The sequence below is a fragment of the Rhodoligotrophos appendicifer genome (genome assembly GCF_007474605.1).
GTDB classification, from domain to species: Bacteria; Pseudomonadota; Alphaproteobacteria; order Rhizobiales; family Im1; genus Rhodoligotrophos; species Rhodoligotrophos appendicifer.
This window is the reverse complement of the sequence record NZ_VHKL01000010.1, coordinates 194,119-218,390: the sequence shown is the minus strand read 5'-3', so window position 1 is coordinate 218,390 and position 24,272 is coordinate 194,119. Positions and strand designations below refer to the sequence as shown.

The window sequence follows — 24,272 nt, the reverse complement described above, 5'->3', positions numbered from 1 at the left end:
GCGGCCGCATGACCTCCTATATCCTCGGCATCCTCGTCACCCTGTCGATCTATGGCCTACTCGCCATCAGCCTCGACCTGCTCATCGGCTATACCGGCCTTTTCACCATCGTCCATGGCGGTCTCTTCGGCGTAGGCGCCTATGCCGCTGCGGTGGCGGCCCTGAGTTTCGGTGTCGGTTTCTGGGAAGGCGCCCTGGTCGGCCTGATCGCCGGCGGCGCTTTGAGTTTGCTGATCGCCATCCCTTCGTTGAGGGTCAGCGGCCATTATCTTGTGCTAGCCTCCTTTGGCGTCCAGGAGGTCCTTTCGAGCCTCTATCTCAACTTGAACGTTACGGGCGGTGCGGGCGGCCTGCGCGGTGTTCCCCGCCCGGAATTGTTCGGCCTCCAGATCGATACCAACGGCGAGTATCTCGTCCTCTATGTTTTCCTACTCGTTATCGCCTTCCTGTTCCTGTTGCGCCTGACCGGTTCCTCCTTCGGACTGCTGCTTAAGGCCGTACGCGAGGACGAGCTGGTGCCTCAGGCTCTGGGCAAGAACATCGTCGCACTGAAGATCAAGACCTTCGCCGTCTCCGGCGCCCTGGCCGGCCTCGCCGGGGCCATGTATGCCCACTACATCACCTTCGTCAGCCCCGAGGCCTTCGATGTGCACGCCTCGATCTTCATCCTGTCGATGGTTCTGATCGGGGGCATGGGCACTCTCTGGGGTCCGCTTCTCGGGGCCGCCGTCCTCGTCATCGTGCCGGAGCTCCTTCGCTTCCTTCCCGTCTCCAGCTCCGATCTGGGGCCGTTGCGCCAGATCATCTACGGGGTGATCCTGGTCGGCTTCTGTTTCCTGCGTCCGCGCGGGCTGGTGGGTGGCCGCGGAGGCGCGGAATGAGCCTCCGCATGGACCAGGTCCGCAAAGTCTTCGGAGGCCTTGTCGCCGTCAAGGGCGTCACCGCCGAGGTCTGCCCGGGCGAGATCGTCGGGCTCGTTGGCCCGAATGGCGCCGGCAAAACCACGATCTTCAATCTGATTACCGGCCATCTGAAACCCACCAGCGGCCGCGTCTTTCTGGACGGGCGAGACATCAGCGGATCAGCACCGCACCGTGTCGCGCGGCTCGGCATCGGGCGCACCTTTCAGCAGACGCGCATCTTCCATCACCTGCGCGTGGTCGAAAATGTGGTCCTGGCACGCGCAGACGTGAATGACCGCCTCGTCGCGGCGCTCACCGCCACCAGTTCCCGTCGCAAAGAGCAGCAGCGTCAGGCCCTTGGCTTCCTCGCCCAGTTCGGGCTTGAATCCCGCGCCGAAGAGTTTGGCGGTGATCTGAGCTATGCCGAGCAGAAGCTGGTTATGCTTGCCTGCCTCGTCGCCGGCGGTGCCCGCATTCTGCTTCTGGACGAGCCGACGGCGGGGCTTGATCCGTCCTCGCAGAAGGTGGTGATCGACGCGGTGGCCAAACTACGCGCACCGGATCGTACCATTGTGCTCATCGAACACAATCTCGACGTGGTCCGTGGCTGTTGCGATAGGGTCCTGTTCCTGGCCCAGGGCGAGGTCATCGCCACCGGCACGCCGGCTGAGGTCGAGGCTGACCCGAAGCTGCGTGACCTCTATTTCGGAACAGCATGATGACCATGCTCAGTCTCGACAGAGTCACCGTCGCCTATGGCCGCAAACAGATCCTGCATGACATCTCGCTCGGGCTGGAAGAAGGAGAGATCGCAGCTCTCGTCGGTCACAACGGCGCCGGCAAGACGACGGTGCTGCGGACCGCCATAGGGCTGGTAGCCCCGGCGGCAGGCGAGATCATTTTCGATGGCGTCCCCGTCCTGGCGGACAAGACGGCCGCCGCGGTGGCGCGAGGTCTGGCCTTCGTGCCGCAGGGGCGCAACACTTTTCGCTCCATGACCGTCGCAGAGAATCTTGACATCGCTGTCTCGGCCGGCGGCGAGGCCGCGCCAGGACGGATGGGATTGATCGATGAGATGTTCCCCATTCTGAGGGAGCGAAAAACCTCTTCAGCCGGCAAGCTCTCTGGTGGCCAGCAGCAGATGCTCGCACTCGCCTGCGCGTTGTTGCGTGGGCCGCGCCTGATCATGCTGGACGAGCCCTCGACGGGGCTCGCGCCTGTCCTCGTGGATGAGGTGTTCCGGCGCGTCGCCGACATGCGCGACCGCCTCGGGGTCTCGGTTCTCGTTGTCGATCAGAACGTCACCAAGCTGTTGAAATTGGTCGACCGGATCTTCGTCCTCAAGGCAGGTCGCATCGTCTTCTCGGGCAGGCCCGCGGACATCGACGGCGACGAGCAATTGTGGAGCCTCTTTTAATGAGCGCATCGTGCACGCGCATTACGGGTCTTCGCCTGCGCCCGGCATCCTTCCCCTTGGATCCCCCCTTTCAAGCGGCTGTCGGGCTGATTGCCAGTACCGACCTTCTTCTCGTCGAACTCCAGACGGAATCCGGCCTGACCGGAATCGCCTATACATTCAGCTTCGGTGCGCGAGACATCCGCATGATCGATGCGGCTGCACGTGCGCTGGGAGAGGTTGTCATCGGCCTCGATGTACTTGATACCGAGAAACTGTGGCGCAGAATGTGGGACTCCCTGCTCTTCGTCGGTCGCGGCGGGCCGGCGCTTTCCGCCATGGGTGCGATCGATATTGCCGCCTGGGACCTGAAGGGCAAAACGGCTGGCCTCCCAGTGCATCGCTTGCTCGGAGGGGCGCGCAGCCGCATTCCCGCCTATGGCAGCGGCGGCTCGCTGGGCCAGTCCGCCGACCGGCTCGCCGCCGAGATGGCTGGCTACGTGGAGGCAGGCTTTTCTGCCGTGAAGCTAAAGCTCGGCCCCTCGATGGTGGACAATGCCGACCGCCTTACCCGCGTCCGCAATGCCGTTGGCGAAGATGTGCCAATCTACGGCGACGGCAACCAACAATGGACGCCGAAGCAGGCGATCAGGGCAGCTCATTCCTTGGAAGCCTTCAATCTCGGCTGGTTCGAAGAGCCCATCGCCTCTGATGATCTCGACGGCCTCGCCGAAGTCCGCCGCGCCCTCGCCGTGCCCGTCGCCACGGGAGAGACCAATTTCGGCGTCAGCGATTTCGCCCATGCCCTGAAGACTGGCGCCGCCGACATCCTCATGCCGAACCTGCAGCGCGTTGGCGGGGTCACGCCGTGGCTTCGGATCGCGCAGGCGGCCGCACTCGCCAACGTGCCCATCGCCTCTCATGTCTTTACCGAGATCAATGCCTCGCTCATGTGCGCCATTCCCAACGCCATGACCCTGGAGGTAGTGCCCTGGTGGCCGAACCCCTTCGAGCAGCAGATAGCCATCGCGGATGGCCACGCGACGCCGCCCGATGGTCCGGGCTTCGGCCTCTCGTTCAATGAAGATCGCCTCCGTCACTTTACCCAGTGAGCAATCCCATGCGCATTGCCCAGGTCCACACCCGTATCGTCTCCGTCCCCTTGCCCCGACCGGTGATCACGCCGATCCACAACATCACCGCCGTCGATAACGTGCTCGTGGAGCTCGAGACCGACGAAGGGGTGACCGGTATCGCCTATCTGTGGTGCTTCGGGCTGCATAAGGCCCGTGCCCTGGAAGCCCTTGTCCATGATCTCGCTCGGCTGGTGAAGGGCATGGACCCGTTTGCTCGCGAGCGCATCAATGCGCATCTCTGGCGCGAGACGAACTTTATGGGCCGCGCGGGCGCCGCCATGTTCGCCATTTCCGCCATCGACACCGCCTTGTGGGACATCGCCGGCAAGGCGCTGGGCGTGCCGGTCTGGAGACTGCTTGGCGGCGAGGACCGTCCGGTTCCGGCCTATGCCGGTGGCCTCTTCCTATCGGATCCGATCGATGTGATCGTGAAGGAGGCCGAGGATTACAAAGCCGCCGGCTTCGGCGCCATCAAGATGCGCTGCGGCGGCAAGGACTGGCGCGACGACATCGCCCGGGTCGAGGCGGTGCGTGCAGCCGTGGGTCCCGATCTCACCCTCATGGTCGACGTGGTCCAGGGGTGGACGGTCGAGCGGGCGATCAAGCTCGGGCGGGCGCTGGAGCCCTACGACCTCTATTACATCGAGGACCCCATAGCCTTCGACGACATCGAGGGAATGGCCCAGATCGCTGCCGCCCTCGATACGCCCATCGCCGCCGGCGAGAACGACTATGGCCGCATCGGCTTCCGCCGCCTGATCGAGCACAAGGCAATCGACATCCCCATGATCGACCTCCAGCGCGTTGGCGGCATTTCCGAATGGATGAAGGTCGCCGCGTTGGCGGGTGCCTGGCAGCTCCGCGTCGTGCCCCACGTCTTCTACGAGATGTCGCTGCATGTCATGGCGGCGACCCCGTCGGCTCCCTTCCTCGAATATGTCTCCTGGTGGGAGGTCCTGTTCAAGGGACTGCCGACGCTCGAGGGCGGTGCTTTCCGGCCCACCGCCGCGCCGGGCCTGGGCCTCAGCTTCGACAACGACGCGATCGAGCCCTTGGTGGTGAGGTAATCCCGTGAAGATCACCCACATCAGGACGACACCTTTCACCATCCCCATGGCGCAAGCCCTCGGCTTCGCCCAGGCGGTCATGACCGCGACCGAGCACGTCCTCGTCGAGATCGAGACCGACGAGGGCCTCACCGGCATCGCAGAGGCGCCGTCACGATCCTTCATCTATGGTGAGTCCCAGCGCTCGATCGTCGCCGCCATCGAGACCTGGTTCGCGCCTGGGATCATTGGTCGTGACCCTTTCCATCTCGATGCCGTCTGGGCCGAGCTGGATCGGGTCGCCTTCAACCACACAGCCAAAGGCGCGATCGACCTTGCGCTCCATGACATCATGGGCCAGGCCCTTGGGATCCCCTGCGCCCGCCTGCTGGGTGGGGGCGCTGAGAGCCTGCGCGCCACCTATGTCTGCGGCGCGGCCAAACCCGAAATCATGGCCGAGCAGGTTCTCGCCATCCACGAGCGCTACGGCATCGACGCCTTCAAGCTGAAGGTCGGGGTCGATCCTGGCAAGGATGCCGCCATGCTGGCACGTGTCCGCGAAGCGTCGCCTCAGGCCTTGCTCTATGTGGACGGCAACCAGGCGTTCCGCCAGCACGAGGCCTTGCGCATGCTGGCGGTCTGCGCCGACCACGGCGTCGCCTGGGCAGAGGAGCCATGCGCCGTGCATGACCGCGCCGCCCGCCACATCGTCGCTCGTCAGGGCGGCGTGCCGATCCTGGGCGACGAAAGCTGCACCACGCCCCAGGAAGTCGCCCGCGAGATTGCGGATGGGACCATCCATCTCGTGAGCATCAAGCTCGCCCGCACAGGCTTTCGTCGCGGCCGCGATATCCTTGGCCTGTGCGCCGGCCACTCCATCCGCCCGATGATCGGAAGCCAGGGAGACAGCGGCGTCGGCGTGGTCGCAGCGGCGCAATTCGGTGCGGCGCATCTCACACCACAGGCCCTGCCGGGCGAGTTGTCTTTCCATCTCAACCTGGCCGGAAACGTGCTTGAAGAAATTCCAGCCATCCGCGGCGGCCGTCTCATGGTGCCGCAATCCCCCGGGATGGGCGTGAAGATCGATCGGTCCAAGCTGGAGCAGTTTCGCGTGACATAAAGCCAGCCCGTCGTTGACAGGCCACCACACCTCCCGCACAATAGAAACATAGTTTCACATTAAGAAACAGATATGATTGAAAGCGCTCAAGTCTCTCTCAGCCTTCCTCCCGTGACGCCGACCCATTGGATCAATTATTCCAATACCGGAACCCGGGTCATCCTTTGGCCCGGCGCTATCGACGCATTGGCTGATGAAGTCAGCAAGCTCGGTTGCACCCGCGTCATGGTCACGGCCGGCCGCAATACCCGCCAGACCCAGCTTTTCCAGAAGGTGATGAAGGCCCTAGGTGACCTTGTCGTTACCGTCTTTGAAGAGGTGGTCGAGCATTCCTCCACTGTGGCAGTCACGAAGGGTGCCGCGATCGCCCGCGCCGAGAAGATCGACGGTTTCGTCGCCGTCGGTGGGGGCTCTTCCTCCGACACCGCCAAGGGCATCGCCATCATGGTGGCGGAGGGGGGCAAGATCGAGGACCACGCCTCCTCCTTCGTCCCGCCCGACAAGTTCTATCCAACCGAGTTGCATCAGCCGAAGCTCCCGGTCATCGCCGTGCCCACGACTGCCTCAGCCGCCGAGGTCACCCCAGGCCTTGGCATCCGCGCCGAGGATGGCCGCAAACTGCTGTTCTGGGACGTGAAACTCGCCTGCCGCCTGATTGTCCTGGATCCGCAGGCCAATATTGAGGTTCCGGCATCGCTCATGGCTGCGACGGCCATGAATGGTTTCGCCCATTGCGCCGAGGGACTCTATTCCCGCATGCGCAATCCCATATCCGAAGGCCTCGCGCTGCAGGGAATCCGAATTCTCAGCGAGGCCATTCCCGCCATGGTGAAGGACCCCGCCTCCGTCGATCATCGTGCGGGCGTTCTGGCCGGGGCCCACATCTCCGGCATGGTCATCTCAAATGCTCGCGTCGGCATCCATCATGCCGTTTGCCATTGCCTCGGCGCCCTCGGCGGTCTTGGCCACGGCGTCTCCAACTCGATCATGCTGCCCCACGCGCTTGCCTATAATCTCGATGTTGCCAACTCCCAACTCGCTCGCATGGCGGACGCCATGGGCGCAGATATCCGCAACCTGACACCCGAGCAGGCTGCGACATGTGCCATCGAAGCCGTTCGAGAGCTGCAGAGCGCCTCGAAGGTTCCCACCCGCCTGCGCGATACTGGCCTCGACAAGGCGCTGCTGCCCGCCATTGCTGAACACACGCTGAGCGACCGGGGCATGTTCTTCAATCCGCGCCGCACGAACGACGCGGCACCTATTCTTGCGATGCTGGAGGCGGCCTGGTGAACGTCATGCCTCCCAAGCCGCGCAGCCTGGAGCGTCTTTTCACACCGCGTGGCATCGCGGTGGTCGGTGCTTCGCCGGATGCGGCAAAACTTTCCGGACGACCCTTGAGCTATCTCCGCCGCTACGGTTTCAATGGCACGATCGCGCCGGTCAATCCCCGCTACACCGACATAGACGGAATCCGCTGCTATCCCGATATCGCCTCGTTGCCCGATGGCATCGACCTGGCTCTCATCCTGCTGCCGGCACCCGCAGTGCCCGACGCTCTGGAGGCCTGCGGCAAGCGCGGTATCCCGTTTGCGATTTCCGTTGCCAGTGGCTTTGGCGAGGCCGGCGACCGGGCTCTTCAAGATCGCCTGGTGGAAATCTGCGAGCGCTACGGCACCCGTCTGGTCGGGCCCAACTGCGTTGGCCTTCTCATTCCGAGCCTTGCCGTCACGGCTACATTTTCGACAGTGCTGCGCAGCCGCATGCCACGCCCCGGCAGGCTGGTGCTGGCGACTCAAAGCGGTGCCCTAGGCAACTCTCTGCTGCAGAGCTTCAACGACCTCGACATCGCTCTGCGCGCCTGGATATCAACCGGCAACGAGGCCGATCTGGGGTTGTTAGACCTTGTCGAGCATTTCATTGCCGACGGGGAAGCGCAGCTGATCGCACTCTTCATTGAAGGCGTGAAGGACGGCGACCGCCTGGCCGCACTCGCACACCGTGCCGCTGCAGCGGGCAAGCAGATTGTGGCACTGCGCGCCGGCCGCTCTGCCGTCGGCCGCAAAGCGTCCATCTCCCATACCGGCAAGCTCGCCGGCTCCTTCCGAGTCTGGCAGGACCTCGCCCGACGCTGCGGCCTGATCGAGGTCGATACCCTGGACGCGCTTCTCGATATCTGCCTGGCCTTCGACAAGTTCGGCCCCCCGTCACGCAGCACGCCGGGCGGCCTTGGCATTCTAACGATTTCTGGCGGCCTGGGCGTCCTCATGTCCGACACAGCGGAGTCGCTCGGCATTCCCTTGGCGGAATTCACTCCAGACACCAGCCGGGCCCTCCGCGTGCTCCTCCCACCCCAGATGTCCGTGGCGAACCCGGTCGACACTGCCCTCTTCGCCGATGAAGGCAGCTACATGCAGGCCGCTCGTCTGGTTCTCGACGATCCGCAAGTGGAGACGCTGATCCTGGTGCTGACCAGCCTCGCCCACGACTATCGGGCGCTGGCCCCGAGGATCGCCGAACTTGGCCATCATGCCAAGGCCCAGGGCAAGCGCGTCGGCCTGACCTTCCTGTCCTCCAGCGATCAGCTTGCCCGTGAGGATCGCCAGCCCTTGCTTGCTGCAAATGTCCTGGTCGTGCCGACCGCCGAGCGGCTGTTGGCAGCCCTGTCGGGCCATCGCACCGCGAGCCTCGTCGCTTTGGCCGCAGGCTCTGGAAGTGCCGCCACCCCGGAGACTTTTCTAGTCACTGCGAAAGTGCCGCTGGTCCAGACCCGCCTCTGCCGCACTGTCGACGAGGCGGTTGCAACTGCCAAGGCCGAGGCCGTCGTGCTGAAAATCGTCTCGCCCGATATTGCCCATAAAACCGAGGTCGGCGGCGTCCGCATCGGCATCCGTGGCGCGGACGCGGTCGCCGCGGTCTTCGGCGACATCATGCGCTCCGTCGCCGAAAAGGCGCCGGGCGCACAGGTGGACGGCATCGAGGTCCAGCCCCTCGTCAGTGACGGCGTCGAGCTGATCGTCGGCTGTTCTGTCGATGTAGAGTTAGGCCGGGTACTCATGGTGGGTGCAGGCGGCATCTTCACCGAGGTTCTGGCCGACGTCGCCTTCCTTCCCTTGCCCACCTCGCCAGCAGCCGTCAGCGGCGCCATCGAGAGTCTGCGGATTGCTCCCATGCTGCAGGGAGCGCGGGGTAAGCCGATCCTCGACTTGGCCGCCGCAGCGGAGATTATCGCCCGGATCGGCAATGTCTTCCATGCCTCGCCCTCCATCGCAGAAGTGGATGTCAACCCACTCATTGTCCGGCAGCAAGGTGCTGTCGCGGTAGATGCGCTGGTCGTGCCCGTTACAACACATCAAGGAGAAACTCCATGAACATGCAACTGCTTGCCCCCGGCCTCGGACCAGATGCGCTGGCTGAGGCCCGCAAGATGATCGGCGAGGAATTCCGAATCGAGCAATGGAATTACGAAGCGAGCCGCGACAGCATTCGCCACTATGCCTGGGGTCTCGGAGACGATAATCCGCTGTGGAGCGACCCCGCCTATGCCGCCAAAACGCGCTGGGGCGGGATCATCGCGCCGCCGACATTCTGCTATGGGATTTTTGACGCCGTCGTCGCGCCTGGTTTGCCCGATGTGCAGTGGATTTATTCGGGCACCGACTGGACCTTTTACCGACCGATCCGGCGCAACGAGGAGATTTCCGTCAAGGCTACATTGGCAGATGCGGTGGAGGTTGCTGGAGGGCTGGTGAAACGAATGATCGTCCAGACCGGCGATGTTCGTTATTTTGCGGAGGACGGAGAGCTGGTGGCGAAAGGCATGTCGCATTGCTTTCGCGTCCCTCGTGCCACCGCCGAAGGCGGACTACGATACAAGCCTCTCTCAGAGCATCGTTACACGGAGTCCGAACTCCGCACGATCGAGGACATGGTACTCAACGAATATCGCCGCGGGGGCGACACACTGCGTTTCGACGACGTGAATGTGGGTGATGTCGTTCCCAAGATCGCCCGCGGCCCCATCAATCGTCTGGACATGACGTGCTATTATGCCGGGGCTGTCGGCACTTCAGGGTACAAATCAACAAAGTTGAAATGGCTCTTCAGTCACTGGGCGCGCAATGCCCCGGAGAAGCTCCCCAACAACTACGACAAGAGCTATTACGGTGCTGCCGTCAGCCCTTCTATCGGTCACCAGGACGCCGACGTCGCGACCAGCGAGATTGGCATGCCAGGGCCATATGACAACGGGCCTCAGCGGATCGGGATGGTCGCAAGCTGCATCACCAATTGGATGGGTGACGATGCGGCGCTGCGAACCCTTGGCGTTCGGGTGAAAAAGCCAGTGATCTTTGGCGATACGACCTTCGTTTCTGGAAAGGTTACCGGCAAGCATCGGGATGGCGACAGAGCCTTTGTGGATCTCGAGATGAAAGCTGAGAACCAGCGTGGGGAGATGACCGCCATCGGCACCGCCGCTGTCGAACTCGACGCCCGGTGACAAATACCGGCAGAAAGGGCATGACACGGGTGGCGATGGTCCTTGGATCGCCCGGCGTCACAACTTTGCTAAGAGCTGAACCACGCAGATGAAATCGCTCGACACCGCTTTAAGGGTCCTCCAGCAGTTTGCCGGTGCGCAACCCGATCTGGGTGTGGGCGAAATCTCGGAAAAGCTTGGGCTTCCAAAGAGCCAAGTGTCGAAAATCCTTTCGGCGTTCCGCCAGAGCGGTTTGCTTGTGCAGAACCAGACGACACGACGCTATGGCGTAGGCGCGCGTGCCTACGCCCTAGGCGCCCGCTTCATCAATTATGATCGACTAACGCGTGAAGCCCTGCCCACTATGCGCAATCTGGTCGAACGGACAGGGCATAGTGCACGTCTGAGCGTCATGGTGGGGGATGACATCCTCTATCTCGTCGGCATCGAGGGACCCCTCTTCCTCGATACGAGCTGGCGCGCTGGCCAGTGGCTGCCTCCTCATGCCACCTCTGCAGGCCGTGTCCTGCTGGCATTCGAGCCAGAGGACCGGGCGCTGCGCATTCTCAAGGAGAGTGGCTTGCCTGCCCTGACCGCGGAAACGGAGACCGACTTGGGAAAGCTGTCAGCCATGATGGAGGCGATCCGAGGGGAGGGGTTTCACATCATGCGCAATGAGACGACCCCAGGCCTGGCGACCATCGGCGTTCCGATCATGGCCGAACAGCAGAACGTTGTCGGGGCTTTCACCCTGGTCTTTCCAAGCCATGTACTGGCCCCCGCCGCCGAGCCCGGTTATGTGGCAATTCTCCACAAGGCTGCTCGTGTCCTGTCGCAGCGGCTGGGGTGTCCTCTCTATCCATTCGGCAACGACCGTACCTAGCCTTTCTCTGCGTCTGGACGTCGCTGTGTAATTGACAGCTGACGCAAGTTGCTTCACCCTGAGTAGAAACATAGTTTCCATATAGGAAACATAACGCATGAGAATTACGTCCGTCGAGGCGATCCCGTTTCGCATACCATTGAGACGGAAGGTGTCGTTCGCGACAGGCCAACTCACGGCCCTGGAGCATGTGTTGGTTCGTGTCCGATCCGCTGACGGCGTGGTTGGCACCGCCGAAGCTCCGGCCCGACCCATGGTCTATGGCGAATCGACCTCCTCCATCACCCACGCCGTGCGCGAATGGTTTGCTCCCCTTCTGATGGGCCTTGACGCACATGACGTCGAGAGCCGCCGGACTCGACTTTCAAAGATTGAGCAAAACGCCACTGCGAAGGGGGCAGTAGACATCGCCTGCCACGATCTCGTCGCACGATCCGTGGGTCTACCACTTCGCTACCTGCTCGGCGGAGGCGCCGACGAGGTGGAGGTCAGCCACATATTGGGGCTTGGCTCGGTGGAGGAGGTCGCCGACGAAGCGATCCGCATCCGAGAGCAGCACGGGATTGCTACCTTCAAACTCAAGGCCGGAATTGATGCCAAACGCGACACGGCGCTGATCGACGGCGTTCGCGCCAAACTTGGCGACGAGATCCGCATTACTGTCGATTGCAACCATGGCTACGACTTGGAAACCGCCATCGCGACGGTGCCACGCTGGGAAGATGCGGGCGTCGCCTGGGTCGAGGAGCCCTGCCCAGGGCCCGACCGCGAAACGCGGGGTCACGTGGCCCGGGCCACCCGGCTGCCGCTGATGGCTGATGAGAGCGCGACTGATATCCCGCAAGTCGTCGAGGAAATTCGCCGCGGCCATTGCCGCTTCATCTCGATCAAGACCGCTCGCGGCGGCTATGCCCGGTCATCCCGCATCGTCGCGCTGTGCGAAGCCTTTGGTCTTGCAACCGTTATCGGCAGCCAGGGCGATACGGACCTTGGGAGCCTGACGAGTGCCCAATTCCAAGCTGCCAATCGCGCCACCGCTCATTATCCAGGGGAGCTTTCCTTCTATCTCGAAGCCGAGGCAGGGATACTGAAAAATCCGCCGAAGATCGAGGGAGGCAAGCTGCGACTGCCGCAAACACCCGGTCATGGCGGCGAGCTGGATGAGGAGGCGCTGACTCGATTCCGTACCGACCGATAAAAACATGTGGGAGGAAATCATGTCTCTGAAGAAGTTTGGTTTGGCCAAGGCCGTCCTAATCTCTGCGCTGTTTGCGTATGCTGTGCCGGCTTTGGCTCAGCAGGGCGTAAGCGACGACAAGGTCACGATCGGAATGCACAGTTCCCTCTCGGGCCCTGTTGCGGTTTTCGGGCTTGCGTATCAACGGGCCGCCCAGCTTGCCATCGATGAGGCCAATGCAGCGGGCGGTGTCAATGGCCGCCAGGTCGAGCTCATCGTGGAGGATGACCGGGGCGATCCTGGGGCCGGAGTTGCCGCCGTCACCAAGCTGATGAACCGCGATGAGGTCTTCCTCATCTATGGTGGTCCGTACACGCCGGTAGCGCTCGCCGCCTATCCGCGTGTCGTAGAAAACGACATGATCTATTGGTCGCCGGCCTCGTCCACGCCCGGCCTCACGGTCCCCTTCCAGCCGCTGACCTTCCAGGCGCAGCTCACCCTGGACGACCAGGCGATCCCCGTCGCCAAACTCGCGGCCTCGATGAAGCCGACCAAGATCGCCTTCATCGCCGAGCGCAGCGAATATGGCACCATCACGCATGAAGCAACGGTGGAGCAGCTGAAGAAATACGGGCTGGACATCTCACTCGATCTAACCATCGAGCCAGACGCGCTAAGCGCCGGCACCCAGATCGCGCAAATCAAGGATGCTGGGGTCGACCTGATCATCCATGGAGGCACACCGAAGGCGCTCGCCTTTATAATCCGCGAGATCCACAAGCAGCAGGTTAACATCCCGATGCTGTCCTTCGGCGGCGGCTCGTCAGCTGCGATTATCGAGCTTGTGACCGGCGAAGCGCCCATCGAATACTACGCTGTCAGCCCCCTGGCCTGCGCCCTCGGCACCGACTGCACCAAGGAGTTCATCGGCAAATGGCAGGCCAAATTTGGCAGCGAGAAGCCGATCGTCTGGGCCGCCCAGGGTTACGCCGCCACGAAGTATTTCCTGGCTGGTCTCAAGGCCGCGGGCAAGGATCTCACCAACGAAACCCTTACTGAGGCCTTCGAAGGGATGGAGCCCTTCCCCGCGGTCGAAATGCCTTACCCTTTTAAGGTTACGGCAGAGAGCCACCGGGCGGTCAAGGGCGGATATCTGGAAGGTTACAAAGGCGGCAAGCAGGTCTTCTTCGGCGATGAGATGAAGTAGGTCATGCTTGCGCAGTTTATCCTGAGCGGGATCGTCGTAGGCTGCATCTACGCGCTTGTCGCGATTGGCTTCACCATGATCTACAACGCGACCGAGACGGTGAACTTCGCCGTCGGCGAAAGCATGATGCTGGGCGCCTATTTCATCCTGACCTTCTATAAGCTTTGGGAGATGCCCTATTGGCTCGCCCTGGTTCTGACGCTAGGGGCGGCCGGGCTGGTTGGATATGTCGTTTTCGACCGGATCGTATCCCGCCCCCTGATCAGCGCTCCCATGCTGTCTAGGGTCATCGCCCTTCTTGGGCTCGCGACTGTCTTAAAGGGGGTGGCCCGCCTGATCTGGGGAGCGGATGCGTACCATCTGCCATCACCGATCTCATCCACCCCGCTGCACCTCGGCACAATGCTGCTGACCCTTCAGGAAGCTGTCATCATCGGGTCGACCGTGGTCGTCATCTGCGCCCTTTATGGCTTTTTCTATTTCACCCGGCTTGGCCAGGCGATGCGGGCAACCGCCCAGAGCCGACGGGCGGCATCCCTGATGGGCGTCAATGTTCCCCTGATCTTCTCGATCACGTGGATCATCGGCACTGTCCTCTCGGCCTTCGGCGGAGTGCTTCTCGGTCCCCTCCTGCTCGTCGATCCAGATATGGGCGACATCGGCATGAAGTCGTTTACCGCTGCCGTGCTCGGCGGCTTTGGCTCAATTCCCGGTGCGATCCTAGGCGGGATCCTGCTGGGAATCGCCGAAAATCTGGTAGCGGGTTATCTGCGCGCCGATCTTCAGACGGCTGCCACTTTCGTGCTTCTTCTGGCCGTGCTCGCCATTCGCCCTACGGGGATGTTCGGCGCTAGCCTGGAGCGGCGGGTTTGAAGCATCTCGCGCACCCTCTCGTCATTGCTTGCGCTGTCCTCGCCATCGCTTATTCGGCAGCTCCGCTGCTCGACAACTATTCCTTGCTCCTGATCAATCTTATCTGCGTGTATGCGGTCTTCGCGACCGGCTACAACATCCTCATGGGATATGCAGGCGAGTTCGATTTCGGTCAGGCAGCGTTCCTCGCCCTCGGCGCCTATGGTTCTGCGGTGGTCCAGGAGCGCTATGGGCTTCATTTCAGTCTCGCTCTTGTCTGTGGAGCTCTTGTCTCGGTGGTCGCCGGCCTGATCATCGGAGCCATCGTGTTGCGTCTTCGCCATTTCTATCTCGCCCTTGTGACCCTCGCTTTCAGCCAGACAGTGGTATTGGTGCTTGTCCTGTGGACAGATGTCACCCACGGGTTCCAGGGCTTGCCCGTTCCGAGGCCGCAGCTCTTCGGCCTCAGCCGCGGTGTCTCGACCTACCTTGTTGTTGTAACCCTCACCGTTGTCATGATCCTGATCGCCCATAATCTCGTCCGCTCGCAGCTCGGCCGCGCCTTCGTGGCCATGCGCGAGAGCCAGATCGCCGCTCAATCCGCGGGAATCAATCTCATTCGAACCCGCCTCCTGGCCTATGGCGTCAGTGCCTTCTTTGGTGGCATTGCTGGGGGCATGCTGGCCATGATCCTTTCCTACATCACTCCCCAGGGTTTCACCGTCTTCGAGACGATCAAGGTTCTTGCCATGATCGTCGTCGGAGGTATGGGAAGCCTCGCCGGCGGCGTCCTCGGCGCCATCGTCCTGACCTTCGGCAGCGAATTGCTGCGGTCTTCTCAATTCTTCCAGGAAATCGGTTTCGGCCTGCTTCTTATCGCCTGCATCATCCTCATGCCCGACGGGATCGCCGGTCTTATCCGTCGGGGATCGCAGCGTCTCTCGGCGCGGCTGCGCCCATGAGCACGAACGTATTGCTCCAGACCCGCGGCCTCACGAAGCGCTTCGGCGGTCTTGTTGCCGTCGATGGCGTCGACCTCGATGTGAAACAAGGCGAGATCCATGCGCTTATCGGCCCCAATGGCGCCGGCAAGACCACAGTGCTCAATCTGATCACCCGGATCTATGCAGCCACCGCCGGCACAATCACCTTTGATGGTCACGATTTGCGTGCCACGCGCCCCCACGATCTGGCCCGTCTCGGCCTCACCCGGACGTTCCAGCATATGGAGCTTTTTCCAAAACTTTCCGCCTTGGATAACGTCGTGGTCGGTGCTGCTATGCTGAGCAAGCCGAGCCTCTTTTACGCGCTGTTCGCGCCACCCCAGGCCCGTCTAAGCGCGGAAGACGCCAAGCAGAGTGCATGGGCTGCCTTGGCCTATGTCGGGCTGGCTACCTACGCGGACCGCCCTGCAGCCGAGCTGACGGGCGGCCAGGGCCGGCTTCTGGGCCTCGCCAGGGCTCTCGCCGGCCGTCCGAAGCTGATCCTGCTCGACGAGTTGGTGGCAGGACTCAATAGCCAGGAGACCCGCGACGTGGCCAATCTCGTTCGCCGTATGCGGGACGAACGCGGGATCACCGTACTGTTGATCGAGCATGACATGCGTTTCGTGATGAATCTTTCCGATCGCATCACCGTCCTCAATTTCGGCCGCCGCATCGCAAGTGGCAGCCGCCACGAGATCGAGCGCGACCCGCTGGTGATCGAGGCTTATCTCGGGACCGGAAAGATTGCCGATGCTCTCGGTTGAAAACCTCTCCGCGGGCTATGGTGGCGTCGAGGCACTGCGGGGCGTGTCGTTGCACGTTGAGCGCGGAGAAATCGTCGCTCTTCTCGGCGCGAATGGCGCCGGCAAATCGACGCTTCTCGCAACGCTGAGCGGCCTGATGCCGTCGACCGGTGGGAATGCTGCCCTTGAGGGGAGGCCGCTGCTTGGCATGAAACCTCACAGGATCGCAAGGCTGGGCGTTGCCCTGGTCCCGGAGCAGCGCGACCTTTTTATCGGTATGAGCGTCTACGAGAACCTCACCATGGGCGCCTATCTGCGGCACGAACGCAGCACGATCGGCCGGGACATCGAACAGGTCTTCGGTTTCTTCCCGGTGCTCAAGGACCGCCGCCGTCAGATCGCCTCGACCCTGTCCGGCGGCGAACAGCAGATGTTGGCGATCGGTCGGGCCCTCATGGGCCGCCCGAAGCTACTCATGCTGGACGAGCCCTCGCTGGGAATAGCCCCCCGTCTCATCGAGGCGATCTTCGGTATCATCCTGCGCATCAACCGTGAAGCCGGCGTCACGATCCTCTTGGTCGAGCAGAACACGCAGGTTGCCCTCGCCGTTTCCGCTCGTGCCTATATCCTCGCGAACGGCACGGTGATCGCTGACGGGCCCAGCCGCGATCTGGCTGACAGCGAAGTCGTTAGGCGCAGCTATCTGGGCCTGGATTAGGCATTCAAGAGACAGTCATCCCGGAACTTTGCTTCGCCGGGTCCGGGATGACTTGAAAAGGCCTAGGCCTTGCCTTGCTCGATCTCCTTGGCGTAGTCGACCACCTTCCAGCCCGTCTTGCCCCAGGTGGTGATCCCGCACACATGCATGACCTGCATGCAGGCATCCGATAGCTCTCCGACGGTGAGGCCGGCCTTCATGCCCGCCTGAAGGTGGTTTTTGGCGCCGTCGAGATTCCCCGTGACGATATCGAGAACGACGTACAGCAGTTCCTTTGTTTTAAGGTCAAGATTGGGGGTCTGGGTTTCGCCATAGATGGCTTTTCGCATCCGGACATAACCCTCAAACACCTCAGGCTGGTATTCCGCCATGGCTCGGATGGGCTCGGGAATATTGCCCAGTGTCTCCATGAAATGCTTCTTTCCCTCACTGTCCTGCATCGAGATCTCTCCTGTTACTGAAATTGAACCATTCTTCTATGTTTGATCGTGGTGCGGTGGGCACGACGACCCGGGTGCTCAGTTCATATGCGACGGTAGCCAGAGGATGATTTGGGGAAAGATCACCATCAGAGCGATGATGATGAGGTGAGCGAAGATGTGGGGCGAGACCCCGGCGAAAACCTCGCCCACGGGCCGCCCTGTGTAACGGGACACGACAAACACGTTGAGCCCTACGGGCGGCGTCAACAGTCCGACCTCTGCAATGACTATGACGATGACGCCGAACCATACGGGATCGAATCCGAGTGCGACGACCACGGGCAGCACGATGGGCACTGTGAGGATCAGGATCGCGGCCTGGTCCATGATGCAGCCAAGAATTAAATAGCCGCAAAGAATCGCGACCATGATGACGTAGGGAGAGATCTCCATGATGGAAATCCAGCCCACTAAATCCTGCGTGACCTGGGTCAAGGTGAAGAAGAATGCGAAGATCCGCGCGCCCATGATGATCAGGAAAATCATGCAACTCGTGGAGGCTGCTGCGGCGACCACTTTCACCAGCTTGGACCAGGTGACTTTGCGCTCCCGAAGCGCGAGCAGGAGGGCGCCCGTCGCGCCGATCGCGGAGGCCTCAGTTGGTGTGGCGATGCCGAGATAGATGATGCCGGTCACTGCCATGAACAGGGCGACCATGGGGCCGACCACCTTCAGCGAGGCAAGTTTTTCGCGCAGCGAATAGGCGCGGCCCGCAGGAGCCCGGCTCGGATCAAGCAGCACCAAGGCATAGATCGTAAACCCGATCGTCGCCGTCACCAGGAGACCCGGAATGATGCCGCCGATCAGCAGCTTTCCGATATTCACGTCGGCGATAATGCCGAACAGGATCAGCGCGATCGACGGCGGGATCAGCATGGCCAGGGTGCCGGAAATGGCGACCACCCCGCAGGCCATTTTCGGCTCGTAACCTTGCTTCAACATTGCTGGAATGGTGGTGGCGGAAAGCGTGGCTGCCGATGCTGTACTCGAGCCCGAGATCGCTCCAAACCCCGCGCCAGCGATGGCGGTCGCAATCCCGAGTCCGCCCGGCACCCGTCCGACCCATATGGCGGCTGCCTTGAACAGGTCATCCGCAATCCCGCTCAGGATGACGAATTCCGCCATGAGCAGGAACATCGGCACGGAAATCAGCTCATACGAGGTGACGGAGGACAGGGGCGCCGTGTCGAGGATGCCGAGCAGCATGGGCATGCCGCCCATGCCGTAGAGGCCCAGCGACCCGCAGATGGCCAGGGCAAATCCAACGGGCAGACCGATAAACAGCAGGAGGAGCAGTAATAGGAGGATGGAAGTGAGCAGCATCAGATCGTATCCTCCACGCGGTCAATGTCCGCATGGAGCGGAGCGGCGAAACGCTCATTTCCGGTGAGCAAACTCGCCAAGGCGCCGAGCGAGCCGACGACAAGGCGTAAAGTCAGCAGGCTGAGGCCGAAGGCGGCCAATGCCGACGGGATCCAGGTTGGCCAGGCGATTGCGCCGGCAATGACGTCCGCAGTTTCCCAGCGGCTCAATGCGCTTCTGGCGGCCAAAGCGGCCATCAGCCCGAAGACCACGGCAGACATTATCCAGCCCACTAGCTTTGACAGGATCTTCAAGCGAGGTGAAAAATGCTCATAGGCGATGTCCACCGCAACGTGATGGCCGCGCCGCAGCGTATCCGATGCCGACAGGAAGAACGCCGCCGCCATCAGGTAGATCGAAATGACGTCGAACGACCAGGAGAGCGGCGCGTTGAAGGCGTAGCGCATGACCACGTCGATTGCGACGATCACCATGATCGCCAGCACGACGAAGCCGGAGATTGCCTCCGACACTCGTTCGACGGCGGTGATCCATCGGTGCAGCTTGCCCATGCCTGCCCCGGGACTCAGTTCGCTTTTCCGAGTTCCGCGAGGAACGCCTTTAAGACCTCGCCCCCTGGCTTGCCTCGCTTATCCAGAGCAGTGGCCCATTCGGTCTGAACAGGCCTCAGCAACTCGGTGATCTTCGTCTGGTCCGCCTGCGTCAACGGCTTCATGTCGACGCCTGCTGCCTCCAGCTTTGCCAGTGCTGGCTCCTGATCCCTGTCCGACATCTCGCAGGCGTGCTTTGTCGTCGCTTCACCGGCGGAAAGCATGGCGTTTTTGACTGCATCCGGGAGGCTCTTCCATTTAGCGTCCGAAATTACGTAGTTGACGGCGAAACCTCCGAAGTTCTCGCCGACGGTGCCGGTCTTGAGATTGCCCTGCAAGTTGAAGGTCGCAATCGACGGGATAGGGAACACGACCCCATCCAGGGTGCCCCGTGCCAGTGACTCATAGACCTCCGGCCCCGCCAGACGGATCGGAACGGCGCCGAGCTTGCGGATGGTGAGGTCCTGCGCGCCGCCGCCCGAGCGCAGCTTCAACCCTTCGACACCGGCGATGCCATCCAGCGAATTGCGTGTGAAGATCTGATAGGGGGGCAGAACGACGGAAAGCAATACGCGGACGCCATTCGGCCGGAACTCGGTCTTGTCGAGAAGTCCGCCGTCTCTGGCCAAAGCCCAATAAGCTCGAGTTCCCTCACAGGACGTCGCAAATGTGCCGGGCAGTTCCGCGACGCCCGACAGTGGCATTTTGTCGGACACGTAGGACGGTCCCACAAAACCGATATCAACGACACCACTTTGCGTCAGGGCCAGCAGGTCCTTCACCTTGCCCATCTGCTCTGCTGGGAAATACTGGAATTCCACCGCGCCGTTCGTTGCCTTCTTCACTTCGTCCATGAAGAAGCCTGCCGTGTAGCGGCCCGTTGGGGCATTCACCGGATAATGGTCGGCTACGCGCAACGTGATCTTCTCTTGCGCGTGCACCGTCGTGAAGCTTGCGAAAAGCGACAGCGCCGCAACCGTCGTCTTGAGAAGTCGCCGGATCATCTCGTCCTCCCGTTGTGATTCTAGTTGGACGCCTTCAGCGCCGCGTGAAAAGCATCCAGCGCCTTCGTGCCGGACTTGCCGCGCTTGTCGAGCTCGAGAGCCCATTCTTGACCCACGCTCGCCATATCCTCGGAGATTTTAGTTCGATCCGCATCGGGCAAGGTCATCATCTCGACGCCTGCCTCCTTCAGCGTGTTGACGTCGCCTTGCATGGACTGTTGGATCTTGGCGCAGGCTTGGCGCGTCACAGCATCACCGGCTTCGATGAGAGCCTTCTGTACGTCAGGGGAAAGCTTCGCCAACCGGTCACCGGAGATTACATAGGTGATGACGCCGCTGCCGAAGTTCTGGCCCTCGGTCGCGGAATGGACCTCCTCCTGCAGATTGTATGCGCGCGCCGTCGAGTAGGACATCAGCCCCCCGTCGATCGTGCCCCGGGTCAGCGACTCGAAAACCTCGGCTGTTGACATCCGGATCGGAACCGCGCCGAGTTTGCGCACGGTCAGATCCTTCGCACCTCCAGTTGAATAGATCTTAAGCCCGGTGAAGCTCTTCAGCGAGTCGAGCTTCGTTCGTGAAAAAATCTGATATGGCGGCAGGACGGTCGCAAACAGCACGCGGACCCCATTGGGGGCATATTCCTTCTCGGCAAGAAATCCGCCATTGGCCAGCTTCCAGAATGCCATGGTTCCCTGGCAGGCCTCGGCAAAGCCTCCGGGCAGCTCGGCGACAGCTGAGAGCGGCAGTTTGTCGGACACAAAGGCCGGGATAACGAGGCCGATATCGGCAACGCCGGACTGGGTCAAAGAGAGCAGGTCTTTGCCCTTTCCCAGCTGCTCGGCCGGAAAATACTGAAAGGTCACAGCACCACCAGTGCGAGCCTCGACCTCTTTCATCCACGGCTTCGTCAGAGCCTCGGCCACGAAATGGCCCGCCGGATAAACATCGGCGACACGGAGCGTTTGTTTCTCCTGGCCCTCAGCTGCTGGCGCAAGGAGCAGGATAGGGAGAGCCAAGCACAATATTTGCGTCAGCCTCATGCTTCCTCCGTATCTCTATTTGAAACAGTGTTTCTTAGATCCAGTGTAGCTCATCCTCGTCGTGACGCAAGCGTGATTGCCTTCCGATGGCGATTCCGGATTGTGCGGAAATCATCGCCTGGTCGAATTTCGATCATGCGTCGGAATGGTTTTGCTGCCCCATGGGGCAATTCACTGATGACGTTGAAGCGTCAGCGAGTGAGGTCGAACAGCTTCGCCGCGTTTCCGTAGAGCCACCGTTCTTTCGTCTTGGTGTCGAGATCGGTCTCCGCGACCTCGGCCACAACCTTGTCCAGGCTCATCCCCAGGAGCGTCCAGGTTGAACCGAAAAGAACTTTCTCCTGCAATGTGCGTTGCATGAAGTACCACAGCATGTCCCAGCCGCTGCCGGGCGTCGCGATATGCTTCGGCCGGAAGGCTGTGGTGTCGACAAAGACGTTAGGATGCCGCCAGGCGACGGCGACCATGTCCTGGATCCACGGCCAGCCACCATGACCGGCGATGATCTTCAGGTCAGGGAACTTACAGGCGACGGCATCGATGTGGAGCGGATGTTCGAAGCTCAGCGGCGTCGTTCGCTTCCAGTTGACACTCATGTGGATCCAGATCGGAATGCCCAACGCGCTGCATGTCTCGTAGATCGGAAAGCAGGTCTCGTCATCGCAGCGGATCTGGTGCCAAAAAGGCGTCATGGTAGCGCCCCGGAATCCGAAGCTCGATACGCACCGCCGGATCTCGTTGGCCGCCTCGATACCTGTCGTGGGATCGATCCGGGCGAAGCCCAACAAATCGTCTGGAAACTGGGTTGTAATCGCGGCCAGGTCGTCATTGCGGAGGCCGGGATTGGTGGGAAGCAGATTGTGCAGCACCGTCCTTACGGCTCCCGCACGGCGGAACTCGCTGACGAGGTCCGCGATGCGGCGCGCATGCGGCGCCAGCAGCGAAACCGCCTCCCTGGGATAGGACGAACGTGGCAGCGCGGCGACCTGCGCCACCACCTCGCGGGGCAAATTCTGGAGATCTGCCCATCGGTCCCGGAAGACACCGGAATAGCCAGGTTCGGACCCCCAGGACAGGATCTCGAAGGCTAGTCTTTCCGGAGTGGGCATCGATCCGAACAGATCAACGAAACGAGACGATGGATCGCTCATTTGATCGCCATGGCATTGGCGGGCGAGCCAACGCCGCCCCGCAGGTTCAGCGGCTTCGACGAAACCAGGAACTCATAGACCCCATCGGCCGCGCAATCATCGGCCAGCGCCTCGAGGTTCCACAATTCACCTAGGACAAATCCCAGGAGCGCGATCAGATAGGGATGCATCATGGGCGCGTGATGGGCGTTCACACCCTCAATCCCCTGCATCTCGTCGATGAACGGCGATGCAGCGATGGCTGGAACGCATTCGACGCCGGCATTGTCGAATGCGAGAACCGAGAATTGATGGTCCCAGAGCCAGGCGAGGCTGTCATGGGACTGAACCAGGCCAGGCGAAATCAGATTGGAAGGCAATGCCGCGCGATCCGCGTCACTGGCCTCATTGAAATAGTAATTCAGCCATCCCGTCCGAACCAGAAGGAGGTCGCCCGGCTGAAAAGAGATGCCTTGCGAGGCAGCCACGGCATCCAAGACGGCGACGTCGAAGTGACCGCCGTTGCGATGGTCGAGGCGACGGCCTAGGCCCACGAGGTAGCGCTCCACGTCGAGCAGCACGCCACGTCCGACGATTCCGTGCTCCGCCATTCGCGCGATTCCCAGATGCGGGTCCTCCGGCGTGGCGGTCACCCTCAGTGCATCATTGTAGAACCCATAACGGGGATGCCTAAAGTGACGGAGCCCGTCGATCTGCGAGGTGGCCTGCAAGTAGAAGCTGTCGAGATAATCGTCATTATGAAAGGGGCTGTTGCTGAAGATCGTATGTTTCGGCGGGTTTCTATGCCGGGCGATCGGCGGTTGGAATGCGTCGAGAGCGCAGTCCAGATTGAACACCGTTCCTCGCTTGACCAAGCCCGCAGCATCGCGGACGCGTGCCGGCGTCAAAAAATTGAGCGAGCCGAGTTCGTCGTCAGCACCAAACAAGCCCCAGGAGGACCCGGGAGGAGCGTCGGTTCGCGCCAGCAGGTCAGCATATTTCATCATTTTGTCGACTTTCGTCCTGTCCCGCCCGTTCCAGAGATTATCAATCCGCCCAGGACTCGAAACAAAGTTTTCTATTAAGAAACATCGTTGTAATTTTGGATCGAGGCAGCATCACTGTCAACCAGCAGCCGGCAGGAAAATGCAGCAGCGCTGTTCAGGGATTTGGCCTGCGGTGACCGCCAAAAGGATAGACCAGACAGCCGAGCCGCGCCGACAGAGCCTTTGCGGCATCGTGTAGGTCATCGACGAGGCTCTCGTCGTCGATCTCGCCAACCAGATGCTCGGGGTAGACTTGGCTCAGTGCGCCGGTCACTATGCGATTCCGATTGAAGATCGGCACAGCGATGACCGCTACGCCGGGAGTGAGTTCGCCGCGGTTCCGCGCCCAGCCCAGGCGTCGGACGTCCTCAAGCTGGGCCGACAATCGATCGCGGTCGACAACCGTGTTCTCGGTGAATTTGGTCAATTCCTGGCGGTTGATCACCAAAGCCAGCCGGTCTGGCGCAAAGAAGGCAGCAACAGCTTTTCCTGCAGCGGTGGCGTGCAGCGGCATCCATGTCCCGATCTGCCAACCCATCTGAAGCAAGAGCGGCCCCTCGATGCCGTAGATGTAGAGCACGTCGTCGCCATGTGCGATCGACAGACGGGCGCTTTGCCGGTTCTTTTCGACCAGGGCGCGCATGATTGGGGGCGCATCATGGGCGAGGCGATGGCTGTTCATGAAACGCGCGCCTAGGGCGAATGCCTGCAATCCTACGGAATAGCGCCGTGTTTCCGGATCCTGCGTCAGCAGGCCCGCCTCGCGGAACGTGCTGAGGATCTTGGAGATTTGTCCCTTAGTCATCCCGGTTGCTTCGGCGAGATCCGTCACGCCAAGGGGGGTATCGTCGATGGCGAAGTGCTTCAGGACGGCAAGCGATTTTCCCAAAGCTTTTACAGACATGGTCGCTCTCCTCGATTCTGAGAGACTTGACAGACGAACCCAATCGGCGATCATAAAGCATAATCGAAAACAAAGTTTTCTAATAAGAAACTAAATCACTTGATGGG

Annotated in this window: 24 protein-coding genes; 16 read left to right on the top strand and 8 right to left on the bottom strand. The window is 61.5% G+C overall.

Annotated elements, in window-relative coordinates:
• The first annotated feature begins 8 nt into the window (after nucleotides 1-8).
• The 16 genes from FKM97_RS21780 to FKM97_RS21705 all read left to right on the top strand — a co-directional run bounded on the left by FKM97_RS21780 (nucleotide 9) and on the right by FKM97_RS21705 (nucleotide 16,646).
• Nucleotides 9-881 carry a branched-chain amino acid ABC transporter permease gene (locus FKM97_RS21780; RefSeq protein ID WP_170241060.1) on the top strand — a complete coding sequence of 291 codons (873 nt, stop codon included), beginning with the start codon at nucleotides 9-11 and terminating at the stop codon, nucleotides 879-881.
• Nucleotides 878-1,621, top strand: coding sequence for an ABC transporter ATP-binding protein (locus FKM97_RS21775; protein WP_144294551.1), 744 nt, complete (start codon nucleotides 878-880; stop codon nucleotides 1,619-1,621). Before FKM97_RS21780 ends, FKM97_RS21775 begins: the two co-directional genes overlap by 4 nt.
• The gene (locus tag FKM97_RS21770; protein WP_144294550.1) at nucleotides 1,618-2,319 is read left to right on the top strand and encodes an ABC transporter ATP-binding protein; all 702 of its coding nucleotides are present in this window, start codon (nucleotides 1,618-1,620) and stop codon (nucleotides 2,317-2,319) included. Before FKM97_RS21775 ends, FKM97_RS21770 begins: the two co-directional genes overlap by 4 nt.
• Nucleotides 2,319-3,410, top strand: coding sequence for a mandelate racemase/muconate lactonizing enzyme family protein (locus FKM97_RS21765; RefSeq protein WP_144294549.1), 1,092 nt, complete (start codon nucleotides 2,319-2,321; stop codon nucleotides 3,408-3,410). Before FKM97_RS21770 ends, FKM97_RS21765 begins: the two co-directional genes overlap by 1 nt.
• 8 nt (nucleotides 3,411-3,418) lie before the next feature.
• Nucleotides 3,419-4,501, top strand: coding sequence for a mandelate racemase/muconate lactonizing enzyme family protein (locus FKM97_RS21760; RefSeq protein ID WP_144294548.1), 1,083 nt, complete (start codon nucleotides 3,419-3,421; stop codon nucleotides 4,499-4,501).
• A gap of 4 nt (nucleotides 4,502-4,505) precedes the next feature.
• Nucleotides 4,506-5,600: a mandelate racemase/muconate lactonizing enzyme family protein gene (locus tag FKM97_RS21755; RefSeq protein ID WP_144294547.1), complete on the top strand. Its 1,095-nt coding sequence runs from the start codon at nucleotides 4,506-4,508 to the stop codon at nucleotides 5,598-5,600.
• A gap of 72 nt (nucleotides 5,601-5,672) precedes the next feature.
• Nucleotides 5,673-6,893 carry an iron-containing alcohol dehydrogenase family protein gene (locus FKM97_RS21750; protein ID WP_144294546.1) on the top strand — a complete coding sequence of 407 codons (1,221 nt, stop codon included), beginning with the start codon at nucleotides 5,673-5,675 and terminating at the stop codon, nucleotides 6,891-6,893.
• A 5-nt stretch (nucleotides 6,894-6,898) separates the two neighbouring features.
• Nucleotides 6,899-8,971, top strand: coding sequence for an acetate--CoA ligase family protein (locus FKM97_RS21745; protein WP_246105214.1), 2,073 nt, complete (start codon nucleotides 6,899-6,901; stop codon nucleotides 8,969-8,971).
• Entirely contained in the window at nucleotides 8,968-10,101 is a 1,134-nt protein-coding gene (locus tag FKM97_RS21740) for an FAS1-like dehydratase domain-containing protein (protein ID WP_144294544.1), read from the top strand. The genes FKM97_RS21745 and FKM97_RS21740 overlap by 4 nt, the downstream gene beginning before the upstream one ends.
• Nucleotides 10,102-10,189: 88 nt before the next feature.
• Entirely contained in the window at nucleotides 10,190-10,963 is a 774-nt protein-coding gene (locus tag FKM97_RS21735) for an IclR family transcriptional regulator (RefSeq protein ID WP_144294543.1), read from the top strand.
• Between the two features lie 97 nt (nucleotides 10,964-11,060).
• Nucleotides 11,061-12,161 carry a mandelate racemase/muconate lactonizing enzyme family protein gene (locus tag FKM97_RS21730; RefSeq protein WP_144294542.1) on the top strand — a complete coding sequence of 367 codons (1,101 nt, stop codon included), beginning with the start codon at nucleotides 11,061-11,063 and terminating at the stop codon, nucleotides 12,159-12,161.
• Nucleotides 12,162-12,180: 19 nt separating this feature from the next.
• A complete protein-coding gene (locus FKM97_RS21725) occupies nucleotides 12,181-13,347 on the top strand; it encodes an ABC transporter substrate-binding protein (RefSeq protein WP_170241059.1) in 1,167 nt (388 codons plus the stop codon).
• Between the two features lie 3 nt (nucleotides 13,348-13,350).
• Nucleotides 13,351-14,220, top strand: coding sequence for a branched-chain amino acid ABC transporter permease (locus FKM97_RS21720; RefSeq protein ID WP_144294540.1), 870 nt, complete (start codon nucleotides 13,351-13,353; stop codon nucleotides 14,218-14,220).
• Nucleotides 14,217-15,161 (top strand): branched-chain amino acid ABC transporter permease, encoded by a 945-nt coding sequence (locus tag FKM97_RS21715; protein ID WP_144294539.1) that lies wholly within the window; start codon nucleotides 14,217-14,219, stop codon nucleotides 15,159-15,161. Before FKM97_RS21720 ends, FKM97_RS21715 begins: the two co-directional genes overlap by 4 nt.
• Nucleotides 15,158-15,949, top strand: coding sequence for an ABC transporter ATP-binding protein (locus FKM97_RS21710; RefSeq protein ID WP_144294538.1), 792 nt, complete (start codon nucleotides 15,158-15,160; stop codon nucleotides 15,947-15,949). The genes FKM97_RS21715 and FKM97_RS21710 overlap by 4 nt, the downstream gene beginning before the upstream one ends.
• On the top strand, nucleotides 15,936-16,646 hold the full coding sequence (locus FKM97_RS21705; RefSeq protein ID WP_144294537.1) for an ABC transporter ATP-binding protein: 711 nt from the start codon (nucleotides 15,936-15,938) through the stop codon (nucleotides 16,644-16,646). The genes FKM97_RS21710 and FKM97_RS21705 overlap by 14 nt, the downstream gene beginning before the upstream one ends.
• Before the next feature lie 62 nt (nucleotides 16,647-16,708).
• On the opposite strand, the gene FKM97_RS21700 is transcribed toward FKM97_RS21705, so the two are convergent.
• The 8 genes from FKM97_RS21700 to FKM97_RS21665 form a co-directional block, all read right to left on the bottom strand.
• Nucleotides 16,709-17,086 (bottom strand): carboxymuconolactone decarboxylase family protein, encoded by a 378-nt coding sequence (locus FKM97_RS21700; RefSeq protein WP_144294536.1) that lies wholly within the window; start codon nucleotides 17,084-17,086, stop codon nucleotides 16,709-16,711.
• Between the two features lie 78 nt (nucleotides 17,087-17,164).
• The gene (locus FKM97_RS21695) at nucleotides 17,165-18,451 is read right to left on the bottom strand and encodes a TRAP transporter large permease (RefSeq protein ID WP_144294535.1); all 1,287 of its coding nucleotides are present in this window, start codon (nucleotides 18,449-18,451) and stop codon (nucleotides 17,165-17,167) included.
• Nucleotides 18,451-19,002, bottom strand: a complete 552-nt coding sequence (locus tag FKM97_RS21690) for a TRAP transporter small permease subunit (protein WP_144294534.1) — start codon at nucleotides 19,000-19,002, stop codon at nucleotides 18,451-18,453. The genes FKM97_RS21695 and FKM97_RS21690 overlap by 1 nt, the downstream gene beginning before the upstream one ends.
• A 14-nt stretch (nucleotides 19,003-19,016) precedes the next feature.
• Nucleotides 19,017-20,045, bottom strand: a complete 1,029-nt coding sequence (locus FKM97_RS21685) for a TRAP transporter substrate-binding protein (RefSeq protein ID WP_144294533.1) — start codon at nucleotides 20,043-20,045, stop codon at nucleotides 19,017-19,019.
• Between the two features lie 20 nt (nucleotides 20,046-20,065).
• Complete coding sequence (locus FKM97_RS21680; RefSeq protein ID WP_144294532.1) at nucleotides 20,066-21,085, bottom strand: TRAP transporter substrate-binding protein; 1,020 nt, start codon at nucleotides 21,083-21,085, stop codon at nucleotides 20,066-20,068.
• A 191-nt stretch (nucleotides 21,086-21,276) separates the two neighbouring features.
• Nucleotides 21,277-22,236 carry an amidohydrolase family protein gene (locus tag FKM97_RS21675; protein ID WP_144294531.1) on the bottom strand — a complete coding sequence of 320 codons (960 nt, stop codon included), beginning with the start codon at nucleotides 22,234-22,236 and terminating at the stop codon, nucleotides 21,277-21,279.
• On the bottom strand, nucleotides 22,233-23,222 hold the full coding sequence (locus FKM97_RS21670; RefSeq protein ID WP_144294530.1) for a cyclase family protein: 990 nt from the start codon (nucleotides 23,220-23,222) through the stop codon (nucleotides 22,233-22,235). Before FKM97_RS21670 ends, FKM97_RS21675 begins: the two co-directional genes overlap by 4 nt.
• 154 nt (nucleotides 23,223-23,376) lie before the next feature.
• On the bottom strand, nucleotides 23,377-24,165 hold the full coding sequence (locus FKM97_RS21665) for an IclR family transcriptional regulator (protein ID WP_170241058.1): 789 nt from the start codon (nucleotides 24,163-24,165) through the stop codon (nucleotides 23,377-23,379).
• Nucleotides 24,166-24,272 lie beyond the last annotated feature (107 nt).

Coding starts and splice junctions, on each gene's coding strand:
- FKM97_RS21780 (WP_170241060.1), top strand. CDS start 9: ATGACCTCCTATATCCTCGGCATCCTCGTCACCCTGTCGATCTATGGC.
- FKM97_RS21775 (WP_144294551.1), top strand. CDS start 878: ATGAGCCTCCGCATGGACCAGGTCCGCAAAGTCTTCGGAGGCCTTGTC.
- FKM97_RS21770 (WP_144294550.1), top strand. CDS start 1,618: ATGATGACCATGCTCAGTCTCGACAGAGTCACCGTCGCCTATGGCCGC.
- FKM97_RS21765 (WP_144294549.1), top strand. CDS start 2,319: ATGAGCGCATCGTGCACGCGCATTACGGGTCTTCGCCTGCGCCCGGCA.
- FKM97_RS21760 (WP_144294548.1), top strand. CDS start 3,419: ATGCGCATTGCCCAGGTCCACACCCGTATCGTCTCCGTCCCCTTGCCC.
- FKM97_RS21750 (WP_144294546.1), top strand. CDS start 5,673: ATGATTGAAAGCGCTCAAGTCTCTCTCAGCCTTCCTCCCGTGACGCCG.
- FKM97_RS21745 (WP_246105214.1), top strand. CDS start 6,899: ATGCCTCCCAAGCCGCGCAGCCTGGAGCGTCTTTTCACACCGCGTGGC.
- FKM97_RS21740 (WP_144294544.1), top strand. CDS start 8,968: ATGAACATGCAACTGCTTGCCCCCGGCCTCGGACCAGATGCGCTGGCT.
- FKM97_RS21735 (WP_144294543.1), top strand. CDS start 10,190: ATGAAATCGCTCGACACCGCTTTAAGGGTCCTCCAGCAGTTTGCCGGT.
- FKM97_RS21730 (WP_144294542.1), top strand. CDS start 11,061: ATGAGAATTACGTCCGTCGAGGCGATCCCGTTTCGCATACCATTGAGA.
- FKM97_RS21725 (WP_170241059.1), top strand. CDS start 12,181: ATGTCTCTGAAGAAGTTTGGTTTGGCCAAGGCCGTCCTAATCTCTGCG.
- FKM97_RS21720 (WP_144294540.1), top strand. CDS start 13,351: ATGCTTGCGCAGTTTATCCTGAGCGGGATCGTCGTAGGCTGCATCTAC.
- FKM97_RS21710 (WP_144294538.1), top strand. CDS start 15,158: ATGAGCACGAACGTATTGCTCCAGACCCGCGGCCTCACGAAGCGCTTC.
- FKM97_RS21705 (WP_144294537.1), top strand. CDS start 15,936: ATGCTCTCGGTTGAAAACCTCTCCGCGGGCTATGGTGGCGTCGAGGCA.
- FKM97_RS21700 (WP_144294536.1), bottom strand. CDS start 17,086: ATGCAGGACAGTGAGGGAAAGAAGCATTTCATGGAGACACTGGGCAAT.
- FKM97_RS21695 (WP_144294535.1), bottom strand. CDS start 18,451: ATGCTGCTCACTTCCATCCTCCTATTACTGCTCCTCCTGCTGTTTATC.
- FKM97_RS21690 (WP_144294534.1), bottom strand. CDS start 19,002: ATGGGCAAGCTGCACCGATGGATCACCGCCGTCGAACGAGTGTCGGAG.
- FKM97_RS21685 (WP_144294533.1), bottom strand. CDS start 20,045: ATGATCCGGCGACTTCTCAAGACGACGGTTGCGGCGCTGTCGCTTTTC.
- FKM97_RS21680 (WP_144294532.1), bottom strand. CDS start 21,085: ATGAGGCTGACGCAAATATTGTGCTTGGCTCTCCCTATCCTGCTCCTT.
- FKM97_RS21675 (WP_144294531.1), bottom strand. CDS start 22,236: ATGAGCGATCCATCGTCTCGTTTCGTTGATCTGTTCGGATCGATGCCC.
- FKM97_RS21670 (WP_144294530.1), bottom strand. CDS start 23,222: ATGATGAAATATGCTGACCTGCTGGCGCGAACCGACGCTCCTCCCGGG.
- FKM97_RS21665 (WP_170241058.1), bottom strand. CDS start 24,165: ATGTCTGTAAAAGCTTTGGGAAAATCGCTTGCCGTCCTGAAGCACTTC.